The organism is Nocardia sp. No.11, from assembly GCF_038752175.1.
Lineage (GTDB): Bacteria > Actinomycetota > Actinomycetes > Mycobacteriales > Mycobacteriaceae > Nocardia > Nocardia canadensis.
Window position 1 is genome coordinate 15295 of the sequence record NZ_JBCGFB010000056.1, and the last position, 22897, is coordinate 38191.

Sequence of the window (22897 nt, forward strand, 5' to 3'; positions counted from 1 at the left end):
CGGATCGATGTCGGACCACGCGGCTAGGGTGTAGCGCGTGGCAGGTGTCTTCGATCGACTGGTCGGCCAGGACGTGGTCGAGGCCGAACTGACGGCTGCCGCGACGGCGGCCCGCGCGGGCGTCGTGACCGGGGCGATGACGCATTCGTGGCTGTTCACGGGTCCGCCCGGATCCGGTCGGTCGGTCGCCGCGCTGTGCTTCGCCGCCGCCCTGCAATGCACCGACCCCGACGCCGTCGGATGCGGTCGCTGCCATGCGTGCACCACCACGATGGCAGGCACGCACGGTGACGTGCGCCGGATCATTCCCGAGGGCTTGAGCATCAGCACCAAGGAGATGCGCGCGATCGTGCAGATCGCGTCCCGGCGACCGAGCACCGGCCGCTGGCAGATCGTCGTGGTCGAGGACGCCGACCGGCTCACCGAAGGCGCGGCCAACGCCCTGCTGAAGGTCGTCGAGGAGCCGCCGGACCGCACCGTGTTCCTGCTGTGCGCGCCGACCGTCGACCCGGAGGACATCTCCGTCACCCTGCGATCCCGATGCAGGCACGTGCATTTGGTGACCCCGACCGTCCCCGCCATCGCGCAGGTCCTGCGCGAGCGAGATCAGCTCGACGCCGAGACCGCCGAGTGGGCGGCCTCGGTGAGCGGTGGTCATGTCGGCCGGGCACGTCGCCTCGCCACGGACGAGGACGCGCGCAAGCGACGTCAGCGGGCGCTGGCCCTGGTCAGCGCCACCGAACGGCCGGGCGCGGCCTACGCCGCCGCCGACGAGCTGGTGAAGTCGGCCGACGACGAAGCCAAGCAGATGAGCGCCGAACGCGACGACCGCGAACGCGACGAACTCGCCACCGCCATGGGCGCGGGCGGCACCGGCAAGGGCGCCGCCTCGGCCACCCGCGGTTCGGCGGGCGTGCTCAAGGAACTCGAGCGCCGCCAGAAGTCCCGCGCCACCCGCACCGGCCGCGATGCCCTCGACCGCGCCCTCATCGACGTGGCCGGGATGTACCGCGACGCTCTCGCCATGCGCTTCGCCGGCCGCGGGGTCGCCATCACCCTCACCCACCCGGACATGGCGGCGGAGATCACCGACCTCGCCACCAACGTCCGCCCCGAGGGCCTGCTCCGCAGCATCGACGCCGTGCTGGAGTGCCGGGAAGCCCTGGACCTCAACGTGAAACCCCGCTTCGCCGTCGCCGCCATGGTCGCCACCCTCATCGCCGCCCGCTCCACCTGACCACCCGTTTTCGCGTTCCGGCCGTTCCCGCGATAGACTCGCGTCGCCTAACGGCACGCCGCCTTAGCTCAGTCGGTAGAGCGCTTCACTCGTAATGAAAAGGTCGGGGGTTCGATTCCCCCAGGCGGCTCCAAGGTCACAGGCCCTTTCCGGGAATCCGGGAAGGGCCTGTGTGGTTTCTGGCGACGCGGTAGTCACTCGCCGGTCGGCCACTTTCCGGTGGTGATGTAGGTCTTCGCGACCCACGCGGCGTCCGGGAACCTGGCGGCCTACGCCGTGTGTATCGAGGACGGGCGGGTTCTGCTCGCGCGGGGCGTGACCGCCGAGGGTATCGGTCTCGCCCTGGCGCGGACGCTGCCGGCGATCGGTCAAGTCGCTCCGGTGGCGGTCGGCGGCCTGATTCAGCACTGATCCGGGTCACCCGCCGAGGAGGGTCCAGACCGTGTCGCGTTCCGTGGTGAGGTCGATGGGTGCGCCGGCGAGGGCGGTCAGCAGGGTGGGGAGGGGCCAGGTGGTGAGGTGGCCGTAGCGGGCGGAGTAGATGCCGACATCGGTGAGGCGGTAGGTGTCGGTGTGGTCGAAGAGGGCGTAGCTGATGACCTGGTAGAGGTCGGTGGCGCTGAGGGCGTCGGCGCGGTGGCCGGTGCGCTGGTTCTTCGGGCCGAGGTGAGTTTTGAGGTCGAGGAGCAGGCCGTCGCTGATGATGTCGGCGTCGGCGTTGCACAGCACCGAGGCGTCGAAGGTGGGGCCGGGGACAGCGGGTGGGCGCAGGTGGGGGAGCAGGTGCTCGTCGGCGATGCCGCGCAGTTCCCAGAGTTGGCGGATCGCGTCGGCGGGGGCGAGGGCGAGCAGGTGGTCGACGGTGAAGCGGTCGGTGGTGAGCAGATTCGCCAGCGCGGTATCGCGGAGTAGGCCGCGGCGGTAGACGTCGGTGCACAGGGCCAGGGCCCAGCAGGCGCGGCTGAGCAGGTCGACGTCGACCGCGGTCGGTGCGACGGCCGCGCCGGCGGTATCGATCACCGACGCCACGACGGCCGATTCCCGGGGATGGCCGAAGAACCCGAGCAGCGGCAGTACCGGCTCGTGGTCGGGGACCAGCAGGAAGCGCACGGCGAAGTCGAAGGCGGCGCCGAGGGTGGCGGGGTTGGCGCCGCCGGTGTCGACCAGCAGTGGTCCGGCTCCGCGCCGATACTCGGCCTGCACCCCGCGGGTGTGCGGAAACCGCTGGTGCAGGTACTCGCGCAGCGGCGACGACGTGTCGCGCAGCGCGGCGGATAGGTTCGTGTAGACGTACACCGGCCTCCGTCCGACGGCAGAGTCGAGCGCTGCCTCGATGGTGCCACGCCGATGAATTCGCGCTGCTCATGCCGTCTGCATCACCAGGAGTCGTCGAGATCAGGAGGTCGGCATGCGCACACTCGCGATCACCCAGAACAGCACCGCCGACGGTGCGATCGAAATGCTCGGAGACTGGTTCGACCCGCAGGCCGACAACGCCGAACAGCTCGCCGAACTGCACCGGCAGACCGCCGCGTCGGACGCGCTGGTGCTAGGCAGGCGCACCTTCGAGGACTTCCGCGTCTTCTGGCCGGCGCAGACCGATGACCGGACCGGCATCACCGCGTCGCTCAACCGACAGCGCAAATACGTCGTGTCGGCGACCATGACCGAGCCGGGCTGGGAGAACTCCACGGTGCTGGCCGGGGATCCGGTCGCGCGGGTCGCGGCGCTGAAGGAGCAGCCGGGCCGCGACATCGTCGTCACCGGGAGCATTCGGCTCTGTCACGCCCTGATCGGGGCGGGCCTGGTGGACGAGTACCGGTTGTTCGTCTACCCGACGGTGCAGGGCGGCGGTCGTCGGCTGTTCCCCGAGGGGTACGTGGCGGCCCGGTTGCGGCTGGTGGAATCCCGCGTGCTGGACGGCTCGGTCGTCTACTCGCGATACGCCGCCTAGTTGCACAATTCTCTTTGCACAAGAAATTATGCAAAGAGTACTGTGCATGTATGGCCGACGAGATACCGCCCAGAGAGATCACCGATCCCGCCGCGCTGCGCGCGCTGGCGCATCCGCTCCGGCAGCGCATCCTGCGCGCGCTGGCCGAGAAGGGGCCGGCCACCGCGACGGCGCTCGGTGCGCAGTTGGGTCAGAACACCGGGGCGACCAGCTATCACCTGCGTCAGCTGGCCGAGCACGGATTCATCGAGGAGGCGCCCGAGCTGGCGAAGGGGAAGGAGCGGTGGTGGCGCTCACCGCCGAAGGACCTGCGCTACCGGCTCGACAAGGACCAGCCGCCGGAGCTGCGCGAGCTGCTGGAAGGGCTGGTCGCCCAGCACATCGCCGAGGATGTCGAGCTGTTCGGGCGGTTCCGGGCCGAACGCGCCGAGCTCGGCGACTGGGCCGACACGATGCCGTTCTCGCGCGGCGCGATCTACGCCACTCGCGAGGAACTCGACGCCTTTTGCGAGGAGTACCTCGCGCTGCTCAAACGCTTTCAGGCCACCCATGCCGCGGGCAGGCCCGGCGCGCGCCGGGTGCTGACCCGGTTCATCGCGTTCCCGGCACCGGGGATGACCGACAGCGAGTAGGGATTCACCGTGTTGCTTCGTATCGCACTGCTCGCCACCCTGATCGCGGCCCTCGTCGCAACCGCTCCCACGGCCGCCGCGCAGGACCCCGCCACCACCGATATCACCATCACCCGCTCGGATGGCACCACCACGCCCGGCACCGTCCACGCGCCCGCGGGCGCCACGGGACGGCCGGGCGTCGTGCTGGTGCACGGCTCCGGCACCGCGCCCAGTCCCCAATACGCCCTGGTCGCCGATGCTTTCGCGCGTGCGGGCATCGTCGCGTTGCGCTATACCAAGCGAGCTGAGGACTACACGCCCGCCCACCGCGACTTCTCCCTGCTCGCCGACGACGCGCTGTCGGGCATCGCCGCGCTGCGGGGCCGGCCCGAGGTCGACCCCGCCCGGGTCGGGCTCTGGGGACTCTCCGAAGGCGGCTGGGTCGCGCCGCTGGCGGCCGCGCGCTCGGCCGACGTCGCGTTCCTGATCACCATCGGCGCCAATTCCGGCGCGCCCGCCGCCCAGCAGACCTGGGCCAACGAGACCAGATTCGCGGCGGCGGGCGTGCGCGGATCGATGATCGAGGTGCTGGCGCGCAACGGAATCCGCCAGCTCGCCGGGGCGGGTCAGTTCGCCCAGGCCGACTACGACCCGGTGCCGGTGCTGGAACGGATCCCGCAGCCGGTACTCGCGATCTGGGGTGACAGGGACCGGCTGACCCCGCCCGGCGACAGCCTGCGCGACTTCCAGGCGGTCTTCGATCGGGTCGGCAAGGTGAACTACACGCTGCGCACACTGCCGAATGCCCAGCACGCCGCCTTCACGACGACCGATGGCTTCGACAAGGGCGCCGGCCTCGCGCCCGGCTACGCCGAGCTCATGGGTGACTGGGTGAACGGGTTGCCGGGATCGGCGCACGCGCAGGCGGATCGACCTGCGGCGCAAGGGCATTCGGTGACGCCGTTGCCGCCCCTGGCGTGGTGGGAGTCCACCGGGGTCCAGTTGGCACTGCTGCTCGGGACCGTTCTCGCGCTCGGCGGGTACGCGGTGACCGGCTTCGCCCGGAGCTGGCGACTGTCCCATGGCCTGCCAGGGCGAATCCTGGTGACGGCGGCGGGGATCGGGATACTCGGCACGATCACCCTGTTCGTGTTCGTTGCCTCGACCAAGGCGACGTCGTTCGGCCCGTTGCTGTTCGGGCGCACCCTGCCCTGGTTGGCGTTGCAGCTGGTCTCGGTGTGCGCGGTGGTGGCGCTCGGCGTCGTCGTGGCGCGGCGGCAACGCCTGCTCGACGGCGTCGGCACGGGCGGCCGGGTCCGCTGGGCGCTGCTGGTCTGCGGCGGTGCCGGATTCACGCTGTGGGCGGTGTACTGGGGACTGCTGCTGTCCTGAGGAACGCGAAAGGTCCCGACCTGCTGGTCGGGACCTTTCGGATCGGGGTTCAGGGGTTGAGATTCACGGTGTGCGTGTTGTGCAGATTCGAGCCGACGAACACCCGTCTCATGTTCACGATGTCCCACGTGGAGGTTCCGATCAGTAGGCAGGAGTCGAACCGGTCGAAGGGATTGACGTAGACCCGAGGGCCGTTCACGTCACCCCACCACGCGCCGTTGCCCGCTCTGGCGTAGTAGTACGCGGCGTCGTATTTCGTCCAGATCGCGGTCTTCGACTCGCCGGGATTCAGATTCCACCAGCCGTGCGTCGCCCAGCCGCCGTACTGGCCGGGGCAGGAATCCGGGTCCACCTGCATGACCGCGACGGAAACCACCAGGTGGTAGTTGTTGCGAAAGGCCAACCAAGGCATCGGACTACCCCTTCTGCTCGAGTGGTGGGGCCGGCAGACTCGCGGCCTCGTGGAACGGCGCGGCCACACTCGCACCCGCGCTCGCGGGCGTTTCCGGGCGCTCGGCCCGATGATCTTCCGAGGTGTACGCACCCACTTCGCGCACGGCCGGGGCCTGCGCCGCAGCGAGCTGCCCCGTTTGTGGTTCGGCGGTCATGAACTTCACCTTTCTTCTGATTCGGCTACGGCGAGACCGCTTTTCAGCCTCGCTGGACGGTCACCGACAACTCCCGTGGCGTCGCGCCGTGGAAGGGATCGCCGGTCATCAGCAGTACTGTCGAGTCGCCGGGCGTCAGCGCGGCGAGCACCACCACATCCGGCGGACCTTCGGGCGCGAGCACCCGTCCGTCCGGGAGCGGGGTCGCGTCCCGGTAGACGCCGAGCACCTCGACCGTCGCGCCCGAGATCACCCGGGCTCCCGCGGCGGGCAACAGCGCGATGTCGCCGGGCGCGAGCTCCAACCGTTTCCCGATCGGACCAGCGCGCAGATCAACCAGCCGTGGCATGCGCCTGTGCGAGCGCGGATTCCACGCTGACGTCCTCGCCCTCGTCCCAGTCCGCGGTCTCGGTGAAGAACGGCCACAGCGTCGGGTAGATGGAACGGGCGAACACGCGATCGGCGGCATTGATGTCCAGGCCACCGCGAATCGGCTGCCCGTCGGTGGTGATCGTGCCGGGCAGCTGGTAGCACATGATCGAGTCCTGGTCGGCGTTCGGCGTGGCCATGATCGAGCGTTCGTCCAGCGGGGTCAGGACATTCGAGCGCGTCTGCTGCTCGCTCCACCCGTAGGTGTCACGGAAGTGCGCGATCGTCTTGGCGACGTCGAGCCTGCCGATCAGCGCGCGGCGCAGATGCTCGTGCGGGAAGCCGAGGGTGTGGCCGGTCTCGTGGCGCACGACCCGCTTGTACTCGCTCTCCGGCGTGGCCATCGTGAAGCCCTGCAGGTTCATCGTGGGGCGGTGCTGCGGGATCAGCAGGACGTCGGTGCCGAGATAGGACCAATAGCCCTGGCCGGAGCGGGAAATGCGCACCTGACCGGTGCCGTTCGTCAGCACGAAGGTGACGCCGATGCCCCAGGCGTTCATATGGGTGAGAATGCGCTGTTTCAGGTCGCTGGCCGTCGCCTCCATGAAGCTGACCGACAGGGTGCGGCGCTGCATGCCCCAGTACTTCGAGGTCAACACCGCCAGTTCGGCGACCTGCGGCAGGCCGCCCTCGGTGGCCGCGCTCTGGGTGAGCGGCGCGTTCACCGGATTGAGCAGCGTGGCGACTTCGGCCGCCCGCTCCAGCAGCCGGGTCGGCAGCGCGGGGATCACGCAGCCGGGCTCCTCGACCGGGGCGGGTTCTTCGTGGTGACCGTTGCCGTGCGGCTCCTGGTCGGGGGGTGTACGCATCGGATCCTCCTCATCGAAACAACCGTGGGGTTGTGACTGTGGCACGGAGAATCGGTGCGGGTCCCGCGTAGTCGACTACTCGATCCGGGCTCGAAAAAGGCCCCCGACCTGGTGGTCGGGGGCCATTCTTCGAGTTTCTCCCGAGTCGAGCGCCGTTGACCGGCTCAGGAGAACCGACTCGGGTCAGCGGGCGGCGACGTTGCGGCGGGTGGCCCGAGAGTTGGTGGCCGACAGCATGATCTGACGCAGGATCGCGTCGAAGGCGGCGGTGTCCTCGATATTGCTGAGGTGCCCGTGCGGCAGCACGTGGAAATCGGCCAGGTGGCCGGTGCGGCGCAGGATGTCGACGATCGAGCGGGACATGCGCTGCGGGAGCAGCCGGTCCTGCGCGCCGGCCAGGACCGTGGTCGGCACGGTCAGGTTGGCGGTGCCTGCCGACAGGTCCATGTCGGCCATCGCGGCGGCGTGACGGCCACGCGCGAGCGGACGGCAGGAGCGGATGATGCCGACCGCGAAGTCGATCTCCTCGGCGGTGGCCTCGGGGGTGAGGATGCGGTAGCGGAACAGCTGCTCGGTGAACCAGCCGCCGGGGATCGGCAGCGGCGCGAACAGCAGCGACTCGCTGACCGGCTGCGGCATGCGCACCGGCGCGCCCAGGACGGTGACCGGGTACTCGGCGACGGTGAGCTGCTTGTTGAGCACCGGCAGCAGATCGGTTTCCCAGCGGATGTCGCCGTTGGCGGTATTGGCCAGCAGCACGGCGGCGGCGCGCTCGGACACCTGCTCGGGGTGATGCTTGGCCCAGGCCTGGATGGTGAGACCACCCATGCTGTGCCCGGCCAGAACCGCCTGCTCGCCCGGGCGCAGCGTCGCGTCCAGGACGGCGGCGAGGTCGCCGGCCAGGGTGTGCTCGCTGGGGGCGACGGTGCCGAGGGTGGACTCGCCGTGCCCGCGCTGGTCGTAGCTGACCACGCGGTACTCACCGGCGAAGGCGGTGATCTGCGGGTTCCAGTATTCGATGCTGCAGGCCCAGCCGTGGATGAGGACCAGGGTGGGCGCGGTCTCGGGGCCGTAGACGTGGACCCGGAGGTCGGCGCCGTCCGCGGTGGTCACCGGGACGACCTGGTGGGCCACGGTGGGGGCGTTGAGTTTCGCTGTCGCGAAGCTCCGGGTACGCAGCCCGGCACGGAACTGTGCGGTGAGTACGCCTACCGTCATCATCGACTTTGCAAGCATGTCGGCACTCCTTTGTGTCGTAGGCCACCGTACAGTGCGAGCTGGGGTGCTAGCTAGTGTTAGCGGGTCACAGTGTCCCATTTGTTGTGAACTGGGTCACCAGCCGCGCCGTCATTGTGAAATCGCCCGAGATCGCCGGAAAATTACAGCGTGGCAGCGCGATCCGGGCATGCTGGCGGCCCCGGGCGGGCGCGGCTACCGTAGGAGCGTGGACAGCACGCCCGTCATGGCCGATTTCTCCGGCGCCCCGCACCGGGAACCGGCACGCCCGGCCTGGCAGCGTTTCGCCCCGCCGCTGATCGCGGCCGGACTCGGCGTCGGCACGCTCGCGCTGCTGCATTTCCGCGATCCGCACGTCGAGGGTTCCTACGGGCTGTGCCCGGTGTACGCGCTGCTCGGGGTGTACTGCCCCGGGTGCGGCGGGATGCGGGCGATGCACAATCTCACCGACGGCCGGATCATCGATTCACTGCACAGCAATCTGCTGGTGTTGCCGCTGGTCGTCGCGTTCGCGGTGTTCGTCGTCGACTGGCTGTTGCGCGCCCGGCGCGGACAACGCTGGCGCGTACCCGGGCTGAGTCCGGTGCTGGTGTGGTCGTTCTTCGGTCTGCTCGCCGTCTATACCGTCCTGCGCAACACGCCGTGGGGAACCTGGCTCACCCCCGTTTGATACTGGTGCGCGCGCGGATCGGCGGGCAATCTGGAGGCATGCGCGATTCACTGAAGGATCGAGTCCGACAGAAGTTGATGCGTCAGCTCGCCGAGGACGGCCCCGACCCCGAACGCGACGACTCCCGCAGCATCTCGGTGGCCGACGATCTCGAGGCGCTGGAGATGGTGCCGTCCGACGATCCGCTCGTCGAGGAACTCGCGCAGCGTTACCTGGTCTTCTGATGCGCTTGGCCGCCCAGCGGCGGTAGCTGCGGCAGCGGTTTCGTGCCCAGCCAGACCGCGAACAGCGGACGCAGCGGCGACACGCTGTAATGGCCTGCCAGATCCACGAATTCCTCGGTGGTCACCGAGGCGTGGCGATAGCGCGCGGTCCATTCCCGGACGAGTTCGAAGAACAGGTGGTCGCGCAGTTCCAGCCGCAGCGCGTGCAGGGTGAGCGCGCCGCGCTTGTAGACCCGGTCGTCGAACATGTCCTTGGGGCCGGGATCGCCGACGATGATGTCCTGCGGCTGACGGGCCAGGTTCGCGCGCGCCGCCCTGGCCAGCTGGTCCGCGGTCGGGCCGCCCGCGGCCTCCGACCAGATCCACTCGGCGTAACAGGCGAAGCCCTCGTGCAGCCAGATGTCACGCCACTGCTTCAGTGTCAGGCTGTTGCCGAACCACTGGTGGGCCAGCTCGTGCGCGACCAGCCGCTCCGACCCGCGCTTGCCGTCGCAGTGATTGGCGCCGAACACCGAGATGCCCTGTGCCTCGATCGGGATGTCGAGCTCGTCGTCGGTGACGACCACGGTGTAGTTCTCGAACGGGTACGGGCCGAACTTCTCGGTGAACAGCGCCATCATCTCGGGCTGCCGGGCGAAGTCGTGGTCGAAGTTGGCGCGCAGCCGCTGCGGGATGACGGCCTGCATCGGCACCGGCTCCCCGGGCGCGCCGATCCGGTGCTTGCGGTAGGCGCCGATCTGGATGGTCGCCAGGTAGCTGGCCATCGGCTCGGGCGCCTCGTACACCCAGGTGGTCTGGCTGGCCTTGGCCTGCTTGCGGACCAGGGTGCCGTTGGCGAGGGCGTAGAACGGGCTGTCGGTGGTGATCGAGATCCGGTAGGACGCTTTGGAACTCGGGTGGTCGTCACACGGGAACCAGGAGGCGGCGCCGTTGGGCTGACTGGCCACCAGCGCGCCCTCGGTGAGTTCCTCCCAGCCGACCTCGCCCCACGGCCCGCGCACCGGTCGGGGCGTGCCCGCGTACTGGACGGTGATCTCCAGGACGCCGCCCGCCGGGATCTTCTGCTGCGGGGTGAGCGCCAGCTTGCCCTGCTGATGACTGAACTTCGCGGCCTTGGCCCCGTTGACGAACACCTTCGACACCGTCAGCGCCTGCGACAGATCGAGGGTGAACCAGGGCCGCACCGCTGTGGTGACCGCGATGATCACCGCGCGCCCGGTCAGTCGATTGCTGGCGGGCCGGTAGCCGAGCTCTAGTTCGTACCTGGACACGCGGTAGCCGCGATTGCCGTTCTGCGGCAGGTAGGCGTCGATCGGTTCCTCGTAGAACTTGCTCCGCATCAGGCGGCTCCGCGCTGCCTCGACTCCGACGTCGAGGCGGTACCGGTCCACGGCGAGATGGGGTTGCCCCACCAGCGGGTCGACGGCGGGACCACGTCGCCGCGCATCACCAGGGACGCCGGTCCGATGGTGGCGCCCGCGCCGATGTGGGCGGCGGGCAGGGCGACGCAGTGCGGGCCGAGAGTGGCGCCCGCGTCCAGTGTCACCGTGTCCATGGACATGATGCGGTCGTGGAACAGATGGGTCTGCACCACACAGCCGCGTTCCACGGTCGCGCCGTCACCGAGTGTCACGAGGTCTGCCTCCGGAAGCCAATAGGACTCGCACCATACCCCGCGGCCGATCTTGGCACCGAGTCCGCGAAGCCACAGATTCATCACGGGAGTACCCGTGGCGGCGCGGGCGAACCAGGGTGCGGCGACGGTCTCGACGAAGGCGTCGGAGACCTCGTTGCGCCACACGAACGAACTCCACAGCGGATGCTCCACGGCCCGAATCCGCCCGACCAGCAACCACTTCGCGGCCACCGCGATGGCACCGGCCACCGCGCCGGCGGCCATCAGGACCAGGCCGGACAGCAGCGCCGCGACCAGGTAGTCGGAATGCTGGGCGATCAGGGCCAGCACGAACAGCACGCCGAGGCCGATGGCGAAGGTCACCATCACCGGGATCAAGCGGCAGGTCTCGACGATCGCCCTGGCCACCTTCAGCCGCAGCGGCGGATCGAAAGTGCGTGAGGTGTCGCTGGATTCGGCGGCCCGGCGTAGTCGCACCGGCGGGCTGCCCAGCCATGACGAGCCTGCCTTGGCCTTGCTCGGCGCGGCCGAGAGCACCGCCACCAGGCCGTTCTTGGGCACCCGCCGACCGACCGCGGTCATGCCGGAGTTGCCGAGGAAGGCGCGCTTGCCGACCTTGGCCTCGCCGATGCGCAGCCAGCCGCCGCCGAGTTCGTAGCTGGCGATCATGGTGTCGTCGGCCAGGAAGGCGCCGTCGGCGACCACGGTGAACTTGGGCAGCAGCAGCACCGTCGACGCCTCGACGTTCTTGCCGATCCGCGCGCCGAGCAGACGCAACCACAGCGGGGTCAGCAGGCTGGCGTAGAGCGGGAACAGGAAGGTGCGGGCCGAATCGAGCAGGCGTTCGGTGGCCCACACCTGCCACCCGGTCCGGCTGCGCACCGGGTGGTAGCCCTCGCGCAGGCCGATGCCGAGCAGGCGCACGGCGATCACGGTCGCGGCGGCGTAGACGGCGAGGCTGAGCAGGGTGGCCACCGGCAGGATGGCGAAACCGCGCAGCGCGGCGGCGCCGATGGTGGTCTCCTCGCGGACCCACCAGGCGATGAAGGTGCCGCCGACGGCCAGGCCGAGCACGGGCATCGCGGCCAGCGCCATCGAGGACAGGCCGAAGACGATCAGCCAGTGCCTGGCGCGTTCGGGGGAGTGATCGGGCCAGCGGCGTGGTGCCTTGCCCGCCTTCGTCGCGGGCGAACCCGCCCATTCCTGTTCGGCCTTGACCTTGCCCGATACCGCGGAACCGGGGGCGATCTCGGCCTTCTTGCCGATCTTGGTGCCGGGCAGCAGGATCGAGCGCGCGCCGATCACCGCGCCGTCCCCGATGGTGATACCGCCGATGTGCACGACGTCGCCGTCGACCCAGTAGCCGGACAGATCCACCTCGGGTTCGACGCTGGCGCCGTCGCCCAGTTCGAGCATGCCGGTGACCGGCGGCAGGGTGTGCAGGTCGACGCCCTTGCCGATCTTGGCGCCCAGTGCCCGCGCGAACGGCACCATCAGCGGTGCGCCGGACAGGCTTTCGGCGCCACTGGCCTCCGACAGGCGTACGGCCGCCCACAGGCGCAGATGTACCCAGGAGCCGCGCGGATAGGTGCCGGGGCGCAGGCCTGCCAGCAGCACGCGCGCGCCTGCTACGCACAGCGTCATCCGGCCCAGCGGCGAGATGAACAGCACGAATGCCAGCACGATCCACCACCAGGACAGCCGCGGCAGCCACGGCAGCGAGGCGGACCAGCCCGCGATCGCCGACACCGCGGCCAGCCAGGTGACCCACTGCAAGCCGGTGAGGGTGGTCAGCGGGAGGGTGGCCAGCACCTGGGTGATCTGCGCGCGCAACGGCGTCGGCGCGACGACGCGCACGTCGACGGCCGCGACCGGCGCGCTCCCGTCGAGCAGTTCGACGAGCGAGCCAAGGCGCGGATGGTCGTAGAGATCGGCGACGGTGACGTGCGGATACCGCTCGCGCAACGCGCCGACCAGCTGGGCCGCCGCCAGCGAGCCGCCGCCCAGGTCGAAGAAGTCGGCGTCGAGATCGGCGGCCTCGGCGCCGAGGATGGCGTCCCACAGCCCGGCCACCCAGGCCGCCGTGCCCGCGAGACCGGACGGGGCCGGTTCCTCGGTGCTCGGCAGCGGCCAGGGCAGCGCGTCGCGGTCGACCTTGCCCGAGGTGCGGGTCGGCAGGTCGGGCACGACCGCGAGACGGGGCACCAGCGGGGCCGGAAGCTGTTCGGCCAGAATCTCTCTGGCCTTCTTGACGTCGAAGTCGGGGCCGGCGCCGGTGAGGTAGCCGACCAGGATCTTGTTGCCCGCCTTGGTGGTCCGGATGGCGGCGGCAGCGCCGCTGACCCCGGGCAGATGCTGGAGGGCGTTGTCGATCTCGCCCAGCTCGATGCGGCGGCCGCCGATCTTGATCTGGTCGTCGGCCCGGCCGAGGAAGATCAGACCCTGGTGATCGTTGCGAACCAGATCACCACTGCGATAGGCGCGTTCCCAGCCCAGCGAAGGCAGCGGGGCGTACTTCTCGGCGTCCTTGGCCGGGTCCAGGTAGCGGGCCAGGCCGACGCCGCCGATGACGAGTTCGCCGGTCTCGCCCTCGGGCACGGGATTGCCCTGCGGGTCGACGACCGTCAGGTCCCAGCCGTCCAGCGGCAGCCCGATGCGGATCGGCATGCCGCCGTCGAGCAGCGCGGCGCAGGCGACGACCGTGGCCTCGGTGGGGCCGTAGGTGTTCCACACCTCGCGATCGGCGCCGCCGGCGAGCCGTTCGGCCAGCTCCGGCGGGACGGCCTCGCCGCCGAAGATCAGCAGGCGCACCGAGTCCAGCGCCTCGGCGGGCCAGGTGGCGGCCAGCGTCGGCACGGTGGAGACGATGCTGATCTCGCGGCGCATCAGCCACGGGCCCAGGTCGGCGCCGGTGCGGACCAGGTCGCGCGGGGCGGGGACCAGGCAGGCGCCGTGGCGCCAGGCCAGCCACATCTCCTCGCAGGAGGCGTCGAAGGCGACCGACAGCCCGGCCAGCACCCGGTCGCCGGGGCCGATCGGGGCGCGCTGCAGGAACAGTCGGGCCTCGGCGTCGACGAAGGCGGCGGCATTGCGGTGGGTGACCGCGACGCCCTTCGGGGTGCCGGTCGAGCCGGAGGTGAAGATGATCCAGGCGTCGTCGGCGGGAGTCGGCAGGGTGTTCCAGTCCGAGGCGGGCGTGCGGCCCGCGGCGGCGGTGGCCGACTCGATGCCCGCGGCCGTGGCCAGCGCGCTCACCCTGGCCTCGCCGAAGACCAGCCGGGCCCGCTCTTCCGGGTCGTCGGCGTCGACGGGAACGTAGGCGGCGCCGCAGTAGAGGACGGCCAGGATCGTGACGTACAGCGCGGCGCTGCCCGAGGGCATCCGCACGCCGACCCGGTCGCCGGGGCGCACCCCCGCGGCGGTCAGCTCGGTCATCCNGCGCGGCGCTGCCCGAGGGCATCCGCACGCCGACCCGGTCGCCGGGGCGCACCCCCGCGGCGGTCAGCTCGGTCATCCTGGCCTCGATCGCGGCGATCAGCTCCATGTAGCTGAGCACGACGGTGCCGTCGTCGATCGCCGGTGCGTCGGGGTGGGCCAGGGCGGTGCTGGTCAGGATGTCTACCAGGGTGCGCGGCGGCGCGGCCAGATCGGCGCGCAGGAGTGGATCACGCAACCGGCTCGCCGGGTCCTCAGTGCGTGGCTCGAGCATGGCGCTCAGTCCACCTCTCATCGGTCGACCCCCATCGGTGGTGTTTGTTGTTTCACGGGCGGGTTACCGGAGGGCAAACGGGATGGTCACCAGATGCCAACGGTACTCGGAGAAGGTGTGGCCGGACGGCAGCGCGAGGCGTGCCGCCGGCGCCGATCACGACGGCGAATCCGGTGATTCGCCGAGCGCGGTCAGCGTCAGCCGGTGCAGGGTGCGCTGTTCCTCGGGATCGAGCCGCTCCAGCACGCGTGCGGTGGCGTCGGCGATGAGGCGGTCGGTGCGCTTGCACTGCTTGCGCCCGGCGTCGGTGATCCGCAGCCGGTATTTGCGGCGGTCCTTGCCGTCGCGGGTGCGTTCGACCAGGCCGGCGCGTTCCAGCGCGTCGATCAGCCGGACGACTTCGCTGCGGTCGATGCCGAGGGCGTCGCCGACCTTCTTCTGCGTCAGGTCGGCGTTCTCCTCGATGAAGGTGAGCACCCAGTGATCGCGCAGCGGGACGTCGATCTCGGCGTGCAGTGCCTTGGTGAGCCGTCCGAGCGCGTACACCGGATAGCGCGGCAGGCCGCGGACGGGGTTCGAGTTCGTGGACATGATCGGCAACCCTAACAGATAGTGGGGGAACTCAATCATTTGAGTCATCCATCATGGATGAGGCAGATTGTTGGGCGATTCGCGGGCGGGTGGCAATCCGGCGGCAATCGGGTCTCGGCCGGGATGTCCGATTCCTTTGTGGCCGTGAGGATTACCTTTCGGGTGTCGGAACCGGTCACGGCGCGGGTCGGTGGGGTGGGTCGTCGCCGTCGCGAGCGCGGCGGGTGCCACCGGTTCCGACGGGCCGATCGTGGGTGGTTGACAGCTCGCCGGATCGTCTGCCACTCTCGAAACAGGTCACGAGTACCAGCGACAAGCCCCGGCTAGCTGGTCGGCAACCCTCCTCCGCGGTGGGGTGCTCCGGGTGACGACCAGGCCGCCGTCCGCAGTGGGCGCGGCAAGCGCGGACTCGCAGCACCCTTTTCGGGAACGAGTCCCTGAGCCGACGGGATTTCGTCATGACCGCAGTAATCGACCCCACCTGTGCCCTGGCCACCGTGTCCGGTGCGGACCTGCGGGTTCCGCTCGTGCAGGGCGGGACCAAGGACTACGCCAACTTCGACTACGCCGCGAGCGCGCCTGCCTTGCAGCAGGTCACCGACCGGATTTCCAAGCTGCTGCCGTACTACGCCAGCGTGCATCGCGGCGCCGGATACGCCTCGCGGATCTCCACCGAGTGCTACGAGGCGTCCCGTGGCGCGGTCGCCCGGTTCCTCGACGCCGCCGACGACCAGGTCGTCGTGTTCACCCGCAACACCACCGATTCGCTGAACCTGCTGGCCGGCTGCGTGCCCGGCGAGACCGTGGTGCTCGATATCGAGCACCACGCGAACTTCCTGCCGTGGACCGCGCACGGGCGCCGGGTCGTGCGGGCCGCCGATACCGTCGAGGAGACGATTCGCCGGGTCGTCGCCGAATTGTGCAGCAAGCCCGCCGCTTTGCTCGCGGTGACCGGCGCCTCCAACGTCACCGGTGAGGTGCTGCCGCTGGAGCGGCTGGCGACCATCGCCCACCTGTGCGGCGCGCGGATTCTCGTCGACGCGGCGCAGCTGGCGCCGCATCGCCGGATCTCCCTGCGCGAGACCGGCGTCGACTACCTCGCCTTCTCCGGGCACAAGCTGTACGCGCCGTTCGGCGCCGGTGTGCTGGTCGGTCGGCGGGACTGGCTCGACGCCGGCGAGCCGCACCTGGCCGGTGGTGGCGCGGTGCGCGAAGTCGGTGTGGCGCAGGTCGACTGGGCCGCGGCGCCGCAGCGGCACGAGGCCGGTTCGCCGAATGTGCTCGGCGCGGCCGCCATCGCCGCCGCCTGCGACGCGCTCGCCGCGATCGATCCGGAGGAGCTCGTCGCCCACGAGCGGTTCCTGGCCGACCGGTTGCGCGACGGGCTGGGTGCGATCCCGGGCGTCGAGCTGATCCGCATCTGGTCCGACAGCCCGGACTGTGTCGGCATCGTCGCCTTCACCGTGGCCGGCTATGCCCCCGGTGAGGTCGCCGCCTACCTCTCCGCCGAACACGCCATCGGTGTCCGCGACGGCCGCTTCTGCGCCCACCCCCTCCTCGCGGCCCTCGGCCTCGACGCCGCCCTGCGCGCCAGCATCGGCCTCGGCACCACCGCCGACGACGTGGACCGCTTGATCACCGCCGTCGCCACCCTCGTCGAATCCGGCCCCACCTGGACCTACGCCGCCACCGACGGCCTCTGGAACCCCACTCCCGAAACCCGCCCCCTCTCCGGCGACGCCCTCACCGGCGCCGCCCCCTGCCTCATCGGCTGAGCCGCCACGGTGCGGTCGGACGTGGCGTGTCCGGCCGCACCGCTCTGTCCCCATCGGGAATGTGCCCCGGTGATCCCTACAAGAACTGCGCTGCCGCGCGCGCCGCGGGCGCGGCGCCGCTCCACCGTGGCGAGCCCGGCTACAGATCCGGCTTGGACGCCGACGGTGACGGTATCGCTTGCGACAGGGGCTGACCTGCCGATCGGCGCCCCGGCTCGCGCAGCGGCGCTGTCAGGTGTCGAGGGCGGTGGGGCGGTGGTATCTGCCGTTGTAGTAGAGGAGGGGAGCGGCGGATGGGGATTCCCTGGTGTCGTCGTGGACTCGGGTGACGAGGCCTACGGCGAGGGTGTGGTCGCCGATGTCGATGAGTTGGTGGAGGGTGGCGCGGAGCCAGATGGGGGTGCCGTGCAGGACCGGCTCGCCGGTGTCGAGGGTGGTCCACAGGGAGCGGTCGGTGAAGCGGTCGGCGGCGGTGCGGGAGAAACGGTGGGCCAGGTGGTGCTGGTGTTCGCCGAGGAAGTGGATGACGACCGAGTCGGCCGCGCGCAGGGCCTCGATGCTCGAGGACGTGTGGGCGATGTTGAACGACACCAGCGGCGGTTCCAGCGACAGTGAGGCGAAGGACGTCGCCGTGAAGCCGACGGGGCCCGAGTCCGCTCCGATCGTCACCACGGTGACGCCGGCCGGATAGTGCCGCATCGAGGCCCGATATTGCTCAGCGGTGATCCCGCTCAGATCGTCGGGGACGACCAGTTCGGCCGGAATACGTCGCGCATCACCCACCGCCCCAAACTACGCCTGCGGCGCGATCACACCCATCGCCCGGTCGTCGCGCTGTGCGCCGACCGCGCCGGCCTTGTCTTCGGTGAGCACGCGGAACGCGAACACGACCTGCCACAACCCGATGAACAGGGTGGGCAGCCGCTCATAGAGCCCGGCGGAGGAATCCGCACCCGCCACGGTGCTTTCGAACGCAACGAAGAACGCGCCGACTGCCGCCAGCGACAGGACGCCGGTGGCGACCGAGAAGGCTGCCCAGCCGCGGAATGGGCGACCCGCGGCGGCGAACGCGGCTACCGGGAACGCCAGGAAAACCACCAGCGCGCCCATGCTGTGCACCGTGCCGATCGCGGTGACGGCGTCGGACTCACCGGCGGGGAATCCGAGCGCGGGGTCGGTGGGGGCAACGCCGATCAGGACCAGCCCCGCTCCAGCGACGAGCAGCGACACATATCCCGTAGTCCGGATGGCGGCCGAACGCCGGAGCGCCTCGGCGAAGCACAGGGTCAGCACGCCGTAGACGACGAAGTTCGCGATTTGTATCCAGCCGTGCCGGCCAAGGCTGAGCGTGCTGATGGTGTCGTGCGAGGAGTCGTAGTCCGGCTGCACCGCACCGTTGACGAGATAGGTCAGGACGAAGAGAACGGGACCGGCCGCACCTGCCGCCACCATGGCATGCGTACAACGTATACTCATGTGTACAACGTACACGGATTGTGCGTACGTAGTACACACGAGAGACAATCAGGCGTGACATTCCTCTGGGAACGGCTTGCGCAGGCCACCGGCGCACCGGGTAAGGCTCTGTCCGCTCAGCGCATCGCCGCGACGGCGGTGGCCGTTGCCGACGCCGACGGGCTCGACGCGATCACCATGCGCCGCCTCGCCGCCGAGCTGGGCGTCGCGCCCATGGCCGCCTACCGCCACGTGGCGAACAAGGACGAGGTGCTGGAACTGATGGTCGACCTCGTCTACGGCGAGATCGACCTGTCCGCCGGGATCGACTGGCGCACGACCCTGCGCGAGATGGCACTGGCTGTCCGCGCTCTGATCCTGCGCCACCCGTGGCTCACCCGCCTGTCGGCCCCGCAGATGGTCTACGAGCTGACACCGCATCGCATGGCACTGACGGAACTGGCTCTCGCCGCACTCCACGACGACCTCGGCCTCGACCTCGATACCGCGATGGCGGCCTGTCGCACCGTCTCCATGTATGTCCAGGGCGCGACCAGCGCCGAAATCGGCCTGCGCGACCTCATGGACGATCGCGGCTGGACCACCGGCGCGGATGCCCGCGCGGGTCTCGCCACACACCTGCGGTGGCTTCTCGACACCGGCCGCTATCCGACCTTCCAGCGTTACGCCCAGGCGGCGGACCGCAAAGACGACCTGCGATGGCAGTTCGAAACCGGCCTCGATCAGGTCCTCGACGGAATCGGCTGCGCCGCACACTGAATCGCCCGAACCGATTCACCGGCGTGGCAAAGCGCCTCGGACTCAGTCGACCTCGATCGGCAACCCGGCGGTGATCCGGACGAGTTCGCGGAAGTTGGTGCGGAACACCGTGTTCGGATGTCCACCCGCGGCCCACACCTCGGTGTGCTCGGCCAGGGCGGTGTCGACCCAGGTGGGCAGATTGGTGGGATGGCCGACGGGGGCGGTGCCGTCGATCGGCTGGCCGGTGACGCGCTCGACCAGGGCGGTGGGCGCCGGGGTGAGGGTGCCCTCCAGGCGTTTGCCGGTCCGCGTCAGATTGACCTGATGGTGGTCGGCGACCAGCAACAGGACGGGGTCGTCGTCGAGCAGGAAGACCTGCGAGGTGGTGATCGCGGTGGGCGGGGCGCCCAGAGCGCGGGCGGCATCGGCCGCGGTGGCAGCGGGCGTCTCGGGCGAAACGATGACGCCGTGATGCCCGCGGGCGATGAGCGTATCGGCGACGCGGCATGCGACCGCCGGTAGAGACGACCTGCGCATGAAATCCAGAGTAGGACGATTGCGGGAAATATGCCGGGGGAGCGGGATTTTGGGGTTCATCCCAGGGGCTGCGCACATCCCTGGCGGCGCGCCAATAGACTCGGTCCATGACTGAATGGCAGGCCTTCACCGTCGAGATCGCCGACCACGTTGCCCAGGTCACACTGACCGGGCCGGGTAAGGGCAACGCGATGGGACCCGATTTCTGGCGTGAGCTGCCGGAGATCTTCCGCGAGCTCGACGCCGACCCGCAGGTGCGGGCCGTGGTGCTCACCGGCGCGGGCAAGCACTTCTCCTTCGGGCTCGACCTGGCGGCGATGGGCGGCATGCTCGCCCCGGTGCTGGCCGACGATGCCAAGGCCGCGCCGCGCACCGAGTTCCTCAAGGTCGTGCGCGGTATGCAGGACTCGGTGACCGCGGTCGCCGAGTGCACCAAGCCGGTGATCGCGGCCGTGTCCGGCTGGTGCATCGGTGGTGGCCTCGACCTGATCGCGGCCGCCGACATCCGGCTGGCCAGCGAGGACGCCAAGTTCAGCCTGCGGGAGGCGAAGGTCGCGATCGTCGCCGACATCGGCTCGCTGCAGCGTCTGCCCGGCATCATCGGCGAGGGCAACCTGCGCGAGCTCGCGTACACCGCCAAGGACATCGACGCCGCGCGCGCCGAGCGGATCGGCCTGGTCAACGAGGTGTTCGCCGATCAGGAGGCCGTCGTCGCGGCCGCGCACGCGATGGCCCGCGAGATCGCCGACAACCCGCCGCTGGTGGTGCAGGGCATCAAGGACGTGCTCGAGCATCGGACCGCTCCGGCGGTGGCCGACGGCCTGCGCTACGTGTCGACCTGGAACGCGGCGTTCCTGCCGTCCAAGGACCTCACCGAGGCGATCACGGCGGTGTTCCAGAAGCGCGCGCCGGAGTTCAAGGGCGAGTAAAGGCAGTACAAACGGTTGCCCCGGCGACCGTTCTGTCTACATACTTGCATCACACAACTAATTGATTGATGCAAGTAAAGGTGAACTGAAGTGGTGGACAACGAGCCCGCGATCGACGCGATCGCGGTCCAGCTCGTCCGGCTGCACCGGCTGCGGGACCGGACGCTGGCCCAGATCAAGGACCGCTCCGGCATCGACCCGGCGGGCTTCGTCGTGCTGTTCCGGCTGGTCTGTGACGGGCCGATGCGCTCGGGCGCGCTGGCCGAGGCGGTGCACTCGGACGCGTCGACGGTGAGCAGGCAGGTGGCCCAGCTGGTCGACCGGGAACTGGTGCGACGCGTCGCCGACCCCGACGACGGCCGCGCCACCGTGCTGGAGGTGACCGACCAGGGCCGGGAGGTCGCCGAGCGGATTCGAACCCGGCGCCGCGAGTCGGTCGCCGTCGTCACCGAGGACTGGTCGCCCGAGGATCGCGCGACCTTCGCCGCGCTGCTGACGCGCTTCGTCGACGACTACGACGTGGCCCGCCCGACCCTGCTGACCCGCTCGACCGCGCTCAGCGCTACCGCGATGGAGAACGATTCGTGACGACAACCGCGGCCCCGGTGGAATCACCTGCCGGCTTCACCCACCGCCAGATCCTGACCATCCTGTCCGGCCTCATGCTCGGCATGCTGCTGGCCTCGCTCGATCAGACGATCGTGTCGACCTCGATCCGCACCATCGCCGACGACCTGCACGGCTACTCACTGCAGGCCTGGGCGACGACGGCCTACCTGATCACCGCGACGATCAGCACCCCGCTCTACGGCAAGCTCTCGGACATGTTCGGCCGTAAGCCGTTCTTCCTCACCGCGATCGGACTGTTCGTCATCGGCTCGCTGCTGTGTACGTTCGCCACGTCGATGTACCAGCTGGCGGCCTTCCGCGCGTTCCAGGGTCTGGGTGCCGGCGGGTTGATGTCGCTGGCGCTGGCCATCATGGGCGACATCATCAGCCCCCGCGAACGTGCCCGCTACCAGGGCTACTTCCTGGCCGTGTTCGGTATCTCGAGCGTGCTCGGGCCGGTGCTCGGCGGTCTGCTGGCCGGGCAGGACACCATTCTCGGCGTCACCGGCTGGCGCTGGGTGTTCCTGGTGAACGTGCCGCTGGGCCTGCTCGCGCTGGTCGTGGTGACCCGGGTGCTGCAACTGCCGCGCAAGCCGCACGCCACCCACCGCATCGACTTCGGCGGCGCGCTGGTGCTCGCGATCGGACTGGTCCCGCTGCTGATCGTGGCCGAGCAGGGCCGCGAATGGGGTTGGGGCAGTACCGCGTCGGTGGTCTGCTATCTGATCGGCGCCGCGGGCGTCCTCGGGTTCGTCGCGGTCGAGAAGGTCATGGGCGATGCGGCGATGATCCCGTTGCGCATCTTCACCAACACCACGTTCGCGCTCGGCGTGGTGATCTCGTTCGTGGTCGGCGCCGCCATGTTCGGCGGCATGCTGCTGCTGCCGCAGTACCTGCAGGTCGTGCGGGGCGCGGGACCCACCGAGGCGGGTCTGCAGATGCTGCCGATGGTGCTCGGCCTGATGACCGGTTCGATCGTGTCGGGTCGGCTGATCTCGAAAACCGGCCGCTACCGGGCCTTCCCGGTGATCGGCGCGACGGTGCTGACCCTCGGCCTGTTCCTGCTGCACCTGCTCGACGCCGACAGCCCGCTGTGGCTGGCGATGATCTTCATGGCGCTGGCCGGCTTCGGTCTCGGCAACCTGCTCCAGCCGATGACGCTGGCGCTGCAGAACGCGTTGCCGCCCGAGGACATGGGCGTGTCCACCGCCTCGGCCACGTTCTTCCGGCAGATCGGCGGCACGCTCGGCGCCGCAGTCTTCCTGTCGATCCTGTTCTCGCTGCTCACCCCGAACATCACCGAGCGGATGCAGCAGGCGGCCACCGATCCGGCCTACCAGCAGGCCGTGATCGCGGGTGCGCAGAGCGGCAACCCGGCCGATGCCGCGCTGGCCAAGGGCCTGCTGGCGCACGACACCTCGGCGGCGGGCCAGGTGCTCGAGGACAGCTCGATCGTCCAGCAGCTGAATCCGGTGCTGGCCAAGCCGTTCCAGGTGGGCTTCGCCGATTCGATGTCGACGGTGTTCCTGGTGGCGACCGGGGTCGCGCTGCTGGCGCTGCTGCTGGTGCTGTTCTGGAAGGAGGCCCCGCTGCGGATGCAGGGCGGCATCCAAGCCGCCGGTGACACCAAGGCCGCCGACGGCGCGGGCGCGCTGGTCGACACGGCGGCGCAGTCCAGTGCCGCGGACGCCGACCACAGCGCCGACGACGCGGGCGGCCGG

At 70.0% G+C, this 22897-nt stretch carries 23 protein-coding genes, 1 tRNA gene, 1 pseudogene and 1 riboswitch; of the genes and pseudogenes, 13 read left to right on the plus strand and 12 right to left on the minus strand.

What is annotated here, in order from left to right; translation table 11 throughout:
• The first annotated feature begins 37 nt into the window (after positions 1-37).
• Both V8688_RS18115 and V8688_RS18120 read left to right on the plus strand, forming a co-directional pair.
• Positions 38-1237 (plus strand): DNA polymerase III subunit delta', encoded by a 1200-nt coding sequence (locus V8688_RS18115; protein WP_316573345.1) that lies wholly within the window; start codon positions 38-40, stop codon positions 1235-1237.
• 57 nt (positions 1238-1294) lie between these two features.
• A tRNA-Thr gene (locus V8688_RS18120) sits at positions 1295-1370 on the plus strand.
• Between the two features lie 284 nt (positions 1371-1654).
• Here V8688_RS18120 and V8688_RS18125 read toward each other — a convergent pair.
• On the minus strand, positions 1655-2533 hold the full coding sequence (locus tag V8688_RS18125) for a hypothetical protein (protein WP_342801302.1): 879 nt from the start codon (positions 2531-2533) through the stop codon (positions 1655-1657).
• Positions 2534-2645: 112 nt separating this feature from the next.
• On the opposite strand from V8688_RS18125, the gene V8688_RS18130 reads away from it, so the two are divergent.
• The 3 genes from V8688_RS18130 to V8688_RS18140 are packed head-to-tail and all read left to right on the plus strand — an operon-like array spanning position 2646 to position 5197.
• Entirely contained in the window at positions 2646-3191 is a 546-nt protein-coding gene (locus V8688_RS18130) for a dihydrofolate reductase family protein (protein ID WP_342801303.1), read from the plus strand.
• 50 nt (positions 3192-3241) lie between these two features.
• On the plus strand, positions 3242-3823 hold the full coding sequence (locus V8688_RS18135) for a helix-turn-helix domain-containing protein (protein ID WP_342801304.1): 582 nt from the start codon (positions 3242-3244) through the stop codon (positions 3821-3823).
• A 9-nt stretch (positions 3824-3832) separates the two neighbouring features.
• Positions 3833-5197 carry a prolyl oligopeptidase family serine peptidase gene (locus tag V8688_RS18140; RefSeq protein WP_342801305.1) on the plus strand — a complete coding sequence of 455 codons (1365 nt, stop codon included), beginning with the start codon at positions 3833-3835 and terminating at the stop codon, positions 5195-5197.
• A 49-nt stretch (positions 5198-5246) separates the two neighbouring features.
• Here the strand turns inward: V8688_RS18140 and V8688_RS18145 are convergent, their stop codons facing one another.
• The 5 genes from V8688_RS18145 to V8688_RS18165 form a co-directional block, all read right to left on the minus strand.
• On the minus strand, positions 5247-5609 hold the full coding sequence (locus tag V8688_RS18145; RefSeq protein ID WP_316573348.1) for a DUF1036 domain-containing protein: 363 nt from the start codon (positions 5607-5609) through the stop codon (positions 5247-5249).
• 4 nt (positions 5610-5613) lie between these two features.
• Entirely contained in the window at positions 5614-5805 is a 192-nt protein-coding gene (locus tag V8688_RS18150; RefSeq protein WP_218720706.1) for a hypothetical protein, read from the minus strand.
• Between the two features lie 43 nt (positions 5806-5848).
• Entirely contained in the window at positions 5849-6154 is a 306-nt protein-coding gene (locus V8688_RS18155) for a hypothetical protein (protein ID WP_316573349.1), read from the minus strand.
• Positions 6138-7043 carry a peptidase M12 gene (locus tag V8688_RS18160; protein WP_218720708.1) on the minus strand — a complete coding sequence of 302 codons (906 nt, stop codon included), beginning with the start codon at positions 7041-7043 and terminating at the stop codon, positions 6138-6140. The genes V8688_RS18155 and V8688_RS18160 overlap by 17 nt, the downstream gene beginning before the upstream one ends.
• Before the next feature lie 183 nt (positions 7044-7226).
• Entirely contained in the window at positions 7227-8279 is a 1053-nt protein-coding gene (locus V8688_RS18165; protein ID WP_218720709.1) for an alpha/beta fold hydrolase, read from the minus strand.
• Between the two features lie 208 nt (positions 8280-8487).
• Between V8688_RS18165 and V8688_RS18170 the strand changes: the two genes are divergently transcribed.
• Entirely contained in the window at positions 8488-8949 is a 462-nt protein-coding gene (locus tag V8688_RS18170; RefSeq protein WP_218720710.1) for a DUF2752 domain-containing protein, read from the plus strand.
• A 38-nt stretch (positions 8950-8987) separates the two neighbouring features.
• On the plus strand, positions 8988-9173 hold the full coding sequence (locus V8688_RS18175; RefSeq protein ID WP_218720711.1) for a hypothetical protein: 186 nt from the start codon (positions 8988-8990) through the stop codon (positions 9171-9173).
• Here V8688_RS18175 and V8688_RS18180 read toward each other — a convergent pair.
• The 3 genes and pseudogenes from V8688_RS18180 to V8688_RS18190 all read right to left on the minus strand — a co-directional run bounded on the left by V8688_RS18180 (position 9158) and on the right by V8688_RS18190 (position 15109).
• Complete coding sequence (locus V8688_RS18180; RefSeq protein ID WP_342801306.1) at positions 9158-10513, minus strand: M1 family metallopeptidase; 1356 nt, start codon at positions 10511-10513, stop codon at positions 9158-9160. The genes V8688_RS18175 and V8688_RS18180 overlap by 16 nt on opposite strands.
• Positions 10513-14518, minus strand: a pseudogene (locus V8688_RS18185) (Pls/PosA family non-ribosomal peptide synthetase). The gene V8688_RS18180 and the pseudogene V8688_RS18185 overlap by 1 nt, the downstream one beginning before the upstream one ends.
• A 156-nt stretch (positions 14519-14674) precedes the next feature.
• Positions 14675-15109, minus strand: coding sequence for a MarR family transcriptional regulator (locus V8688_RS18190; protein WP_218720713.1), 435 nt, complete (start codon positions 15107-15109; stop codon positions 14675-14677).
• A gap of 295 nt (positions 15110-15404) precedes the next feature.
• A riboswitch (SAM riboswitch) is annotated at positions 15405-15519 on the plus strand.
• A 48-nt stretch (positions 15520-15567) separates the two neighbouring features.
• Between V8688_RS18190 and V8688_RS18195 the strand changes: the two genes are divergently transcribed.
• Positions 15568-16884 (plus strand): aminotransferase class V-fold PLP-dependent enzyme, encoded by a 1317-nt coding sequence (locus V8688_RS18195; protein ID WP_342801307.1) that lies wholly within the window; start codon positions 15568-15570, stop codon positions 16882-16884.
• A gap of 59 nt (positions 16885-16943) precedes the next feature.
• Positions 16944-17078 (plus strand): excalibur calcium-binding domain-containing protein, encoded by a 135-nt coding sequence (locus tag V8688_RS18200; protein WP_316573352.1) that lies wholly within the window; start codon positions 16944-16946, stop codon positions 17076-17078.
• Between the two features lie 37 nt (positions 17079-17115).
• Here V8688_RS18200 and V8688_RS18205 read toward each other — a convergent pair whose 3' ends face one another.
• Together V8688_RS18205 and V8688_RS18210 are read right to left on the minus strand one after the other, a co-directional pair.
• Complete coding sequence (locus tag V8688_RS18205) at positions 17116-17583, minus strand: flavin reductase family protein (RefSeq protein WP_255588399.1); 468 nt, start codon at positions 17581-17583, stop codon at positions 17116-17118.
• Positions 17584-17676: 93 nt separating this feature from the next.
• Positions 17677-18360, minus strand: coding sequence for a DUF998 domain-containing protein (locus tag V8688_RS18210; RefSeq protein ID WP_342801308.1), 684 nt, complete (start codon positions 18358-18360; stop codon positions 17677-17679).
• A 54-nt stretch (positions 18361-18414) separates the two neighbouring features.
• Here V8688_RS18210 and V8688_RS18215 point away from each other — a divergent pair, with 54 nt between their 5' ends.
• The gene (locus tag V8688_RS18215; RefSeq protein WP_316573354.1) at positions 18415-19119 is read left to right on the plus strand and encodes a TetR/AcrR family transcriptional regulator C-terminal domain-containing protein; all 705 of its coding nucleotides are present in this window, start codon (positions 18415-18417) and stop codon (positions 19117-19119) included.
• A 42-nt stretch (positions 19120-19161) separates the two neighbouring features.
• Here the strand turns inward: V8688_RS18215 and V8688_RS18220 are convergent, their stop codons facing one another.
• Positions 19162-19638, minus strand: coding sequence for a YbaK/EbsC family protein (locus V8688_RS18220; RefSeq protein ID WP_342801309.1), 477 nt, complete (start codon positions 19636-19638; stop codon positions 19162-19164).
• Positions 19639-19745: 107 nt separating this feature from the next.
• On the opposite strand from V8688_RS18220, the gene V8688_RS18225 reads away from it, so the two are divergent.
• From V8688_RS18225 to V8688_RS18235, 3 genes are all read left to right on the plus strand, one after another.
• Complete coding sequence (locus V8688_RS18225) at positions 19746-20567, plus strand: crotonase/enoyl-CoA hydratase family protein (RefSeq protein ID WP_218720719.1); 822 nt, start codon at positions 19746-19748, stop codon at positions 20565-20567.
• A 90-nt stretch (positions 20568-20657) separates the two neighbouring features.
• Positions 20658-21155 carry a MarR family transcriptional regulator gene (locus tag V8688_RS18230; protein ID WP_218720720.1) on the plus strand — a complete coding sequence of 166 codons (498 nt, stop codon included), beginning with the start codon at positions 20658-20660 and terminating at the stop codon, positions 21153-21155.
• On the plus strand, positions 21152-22897 hold a 1746-nt coding region (locus V8688_RS18235), incomplete at its 3' end, for an MDR family MFS transporter (RefSeq protein WP_342801310.1). The genes V8688_RS18230 and V8688_RS18235, both read left to right, overlap by 4 nt.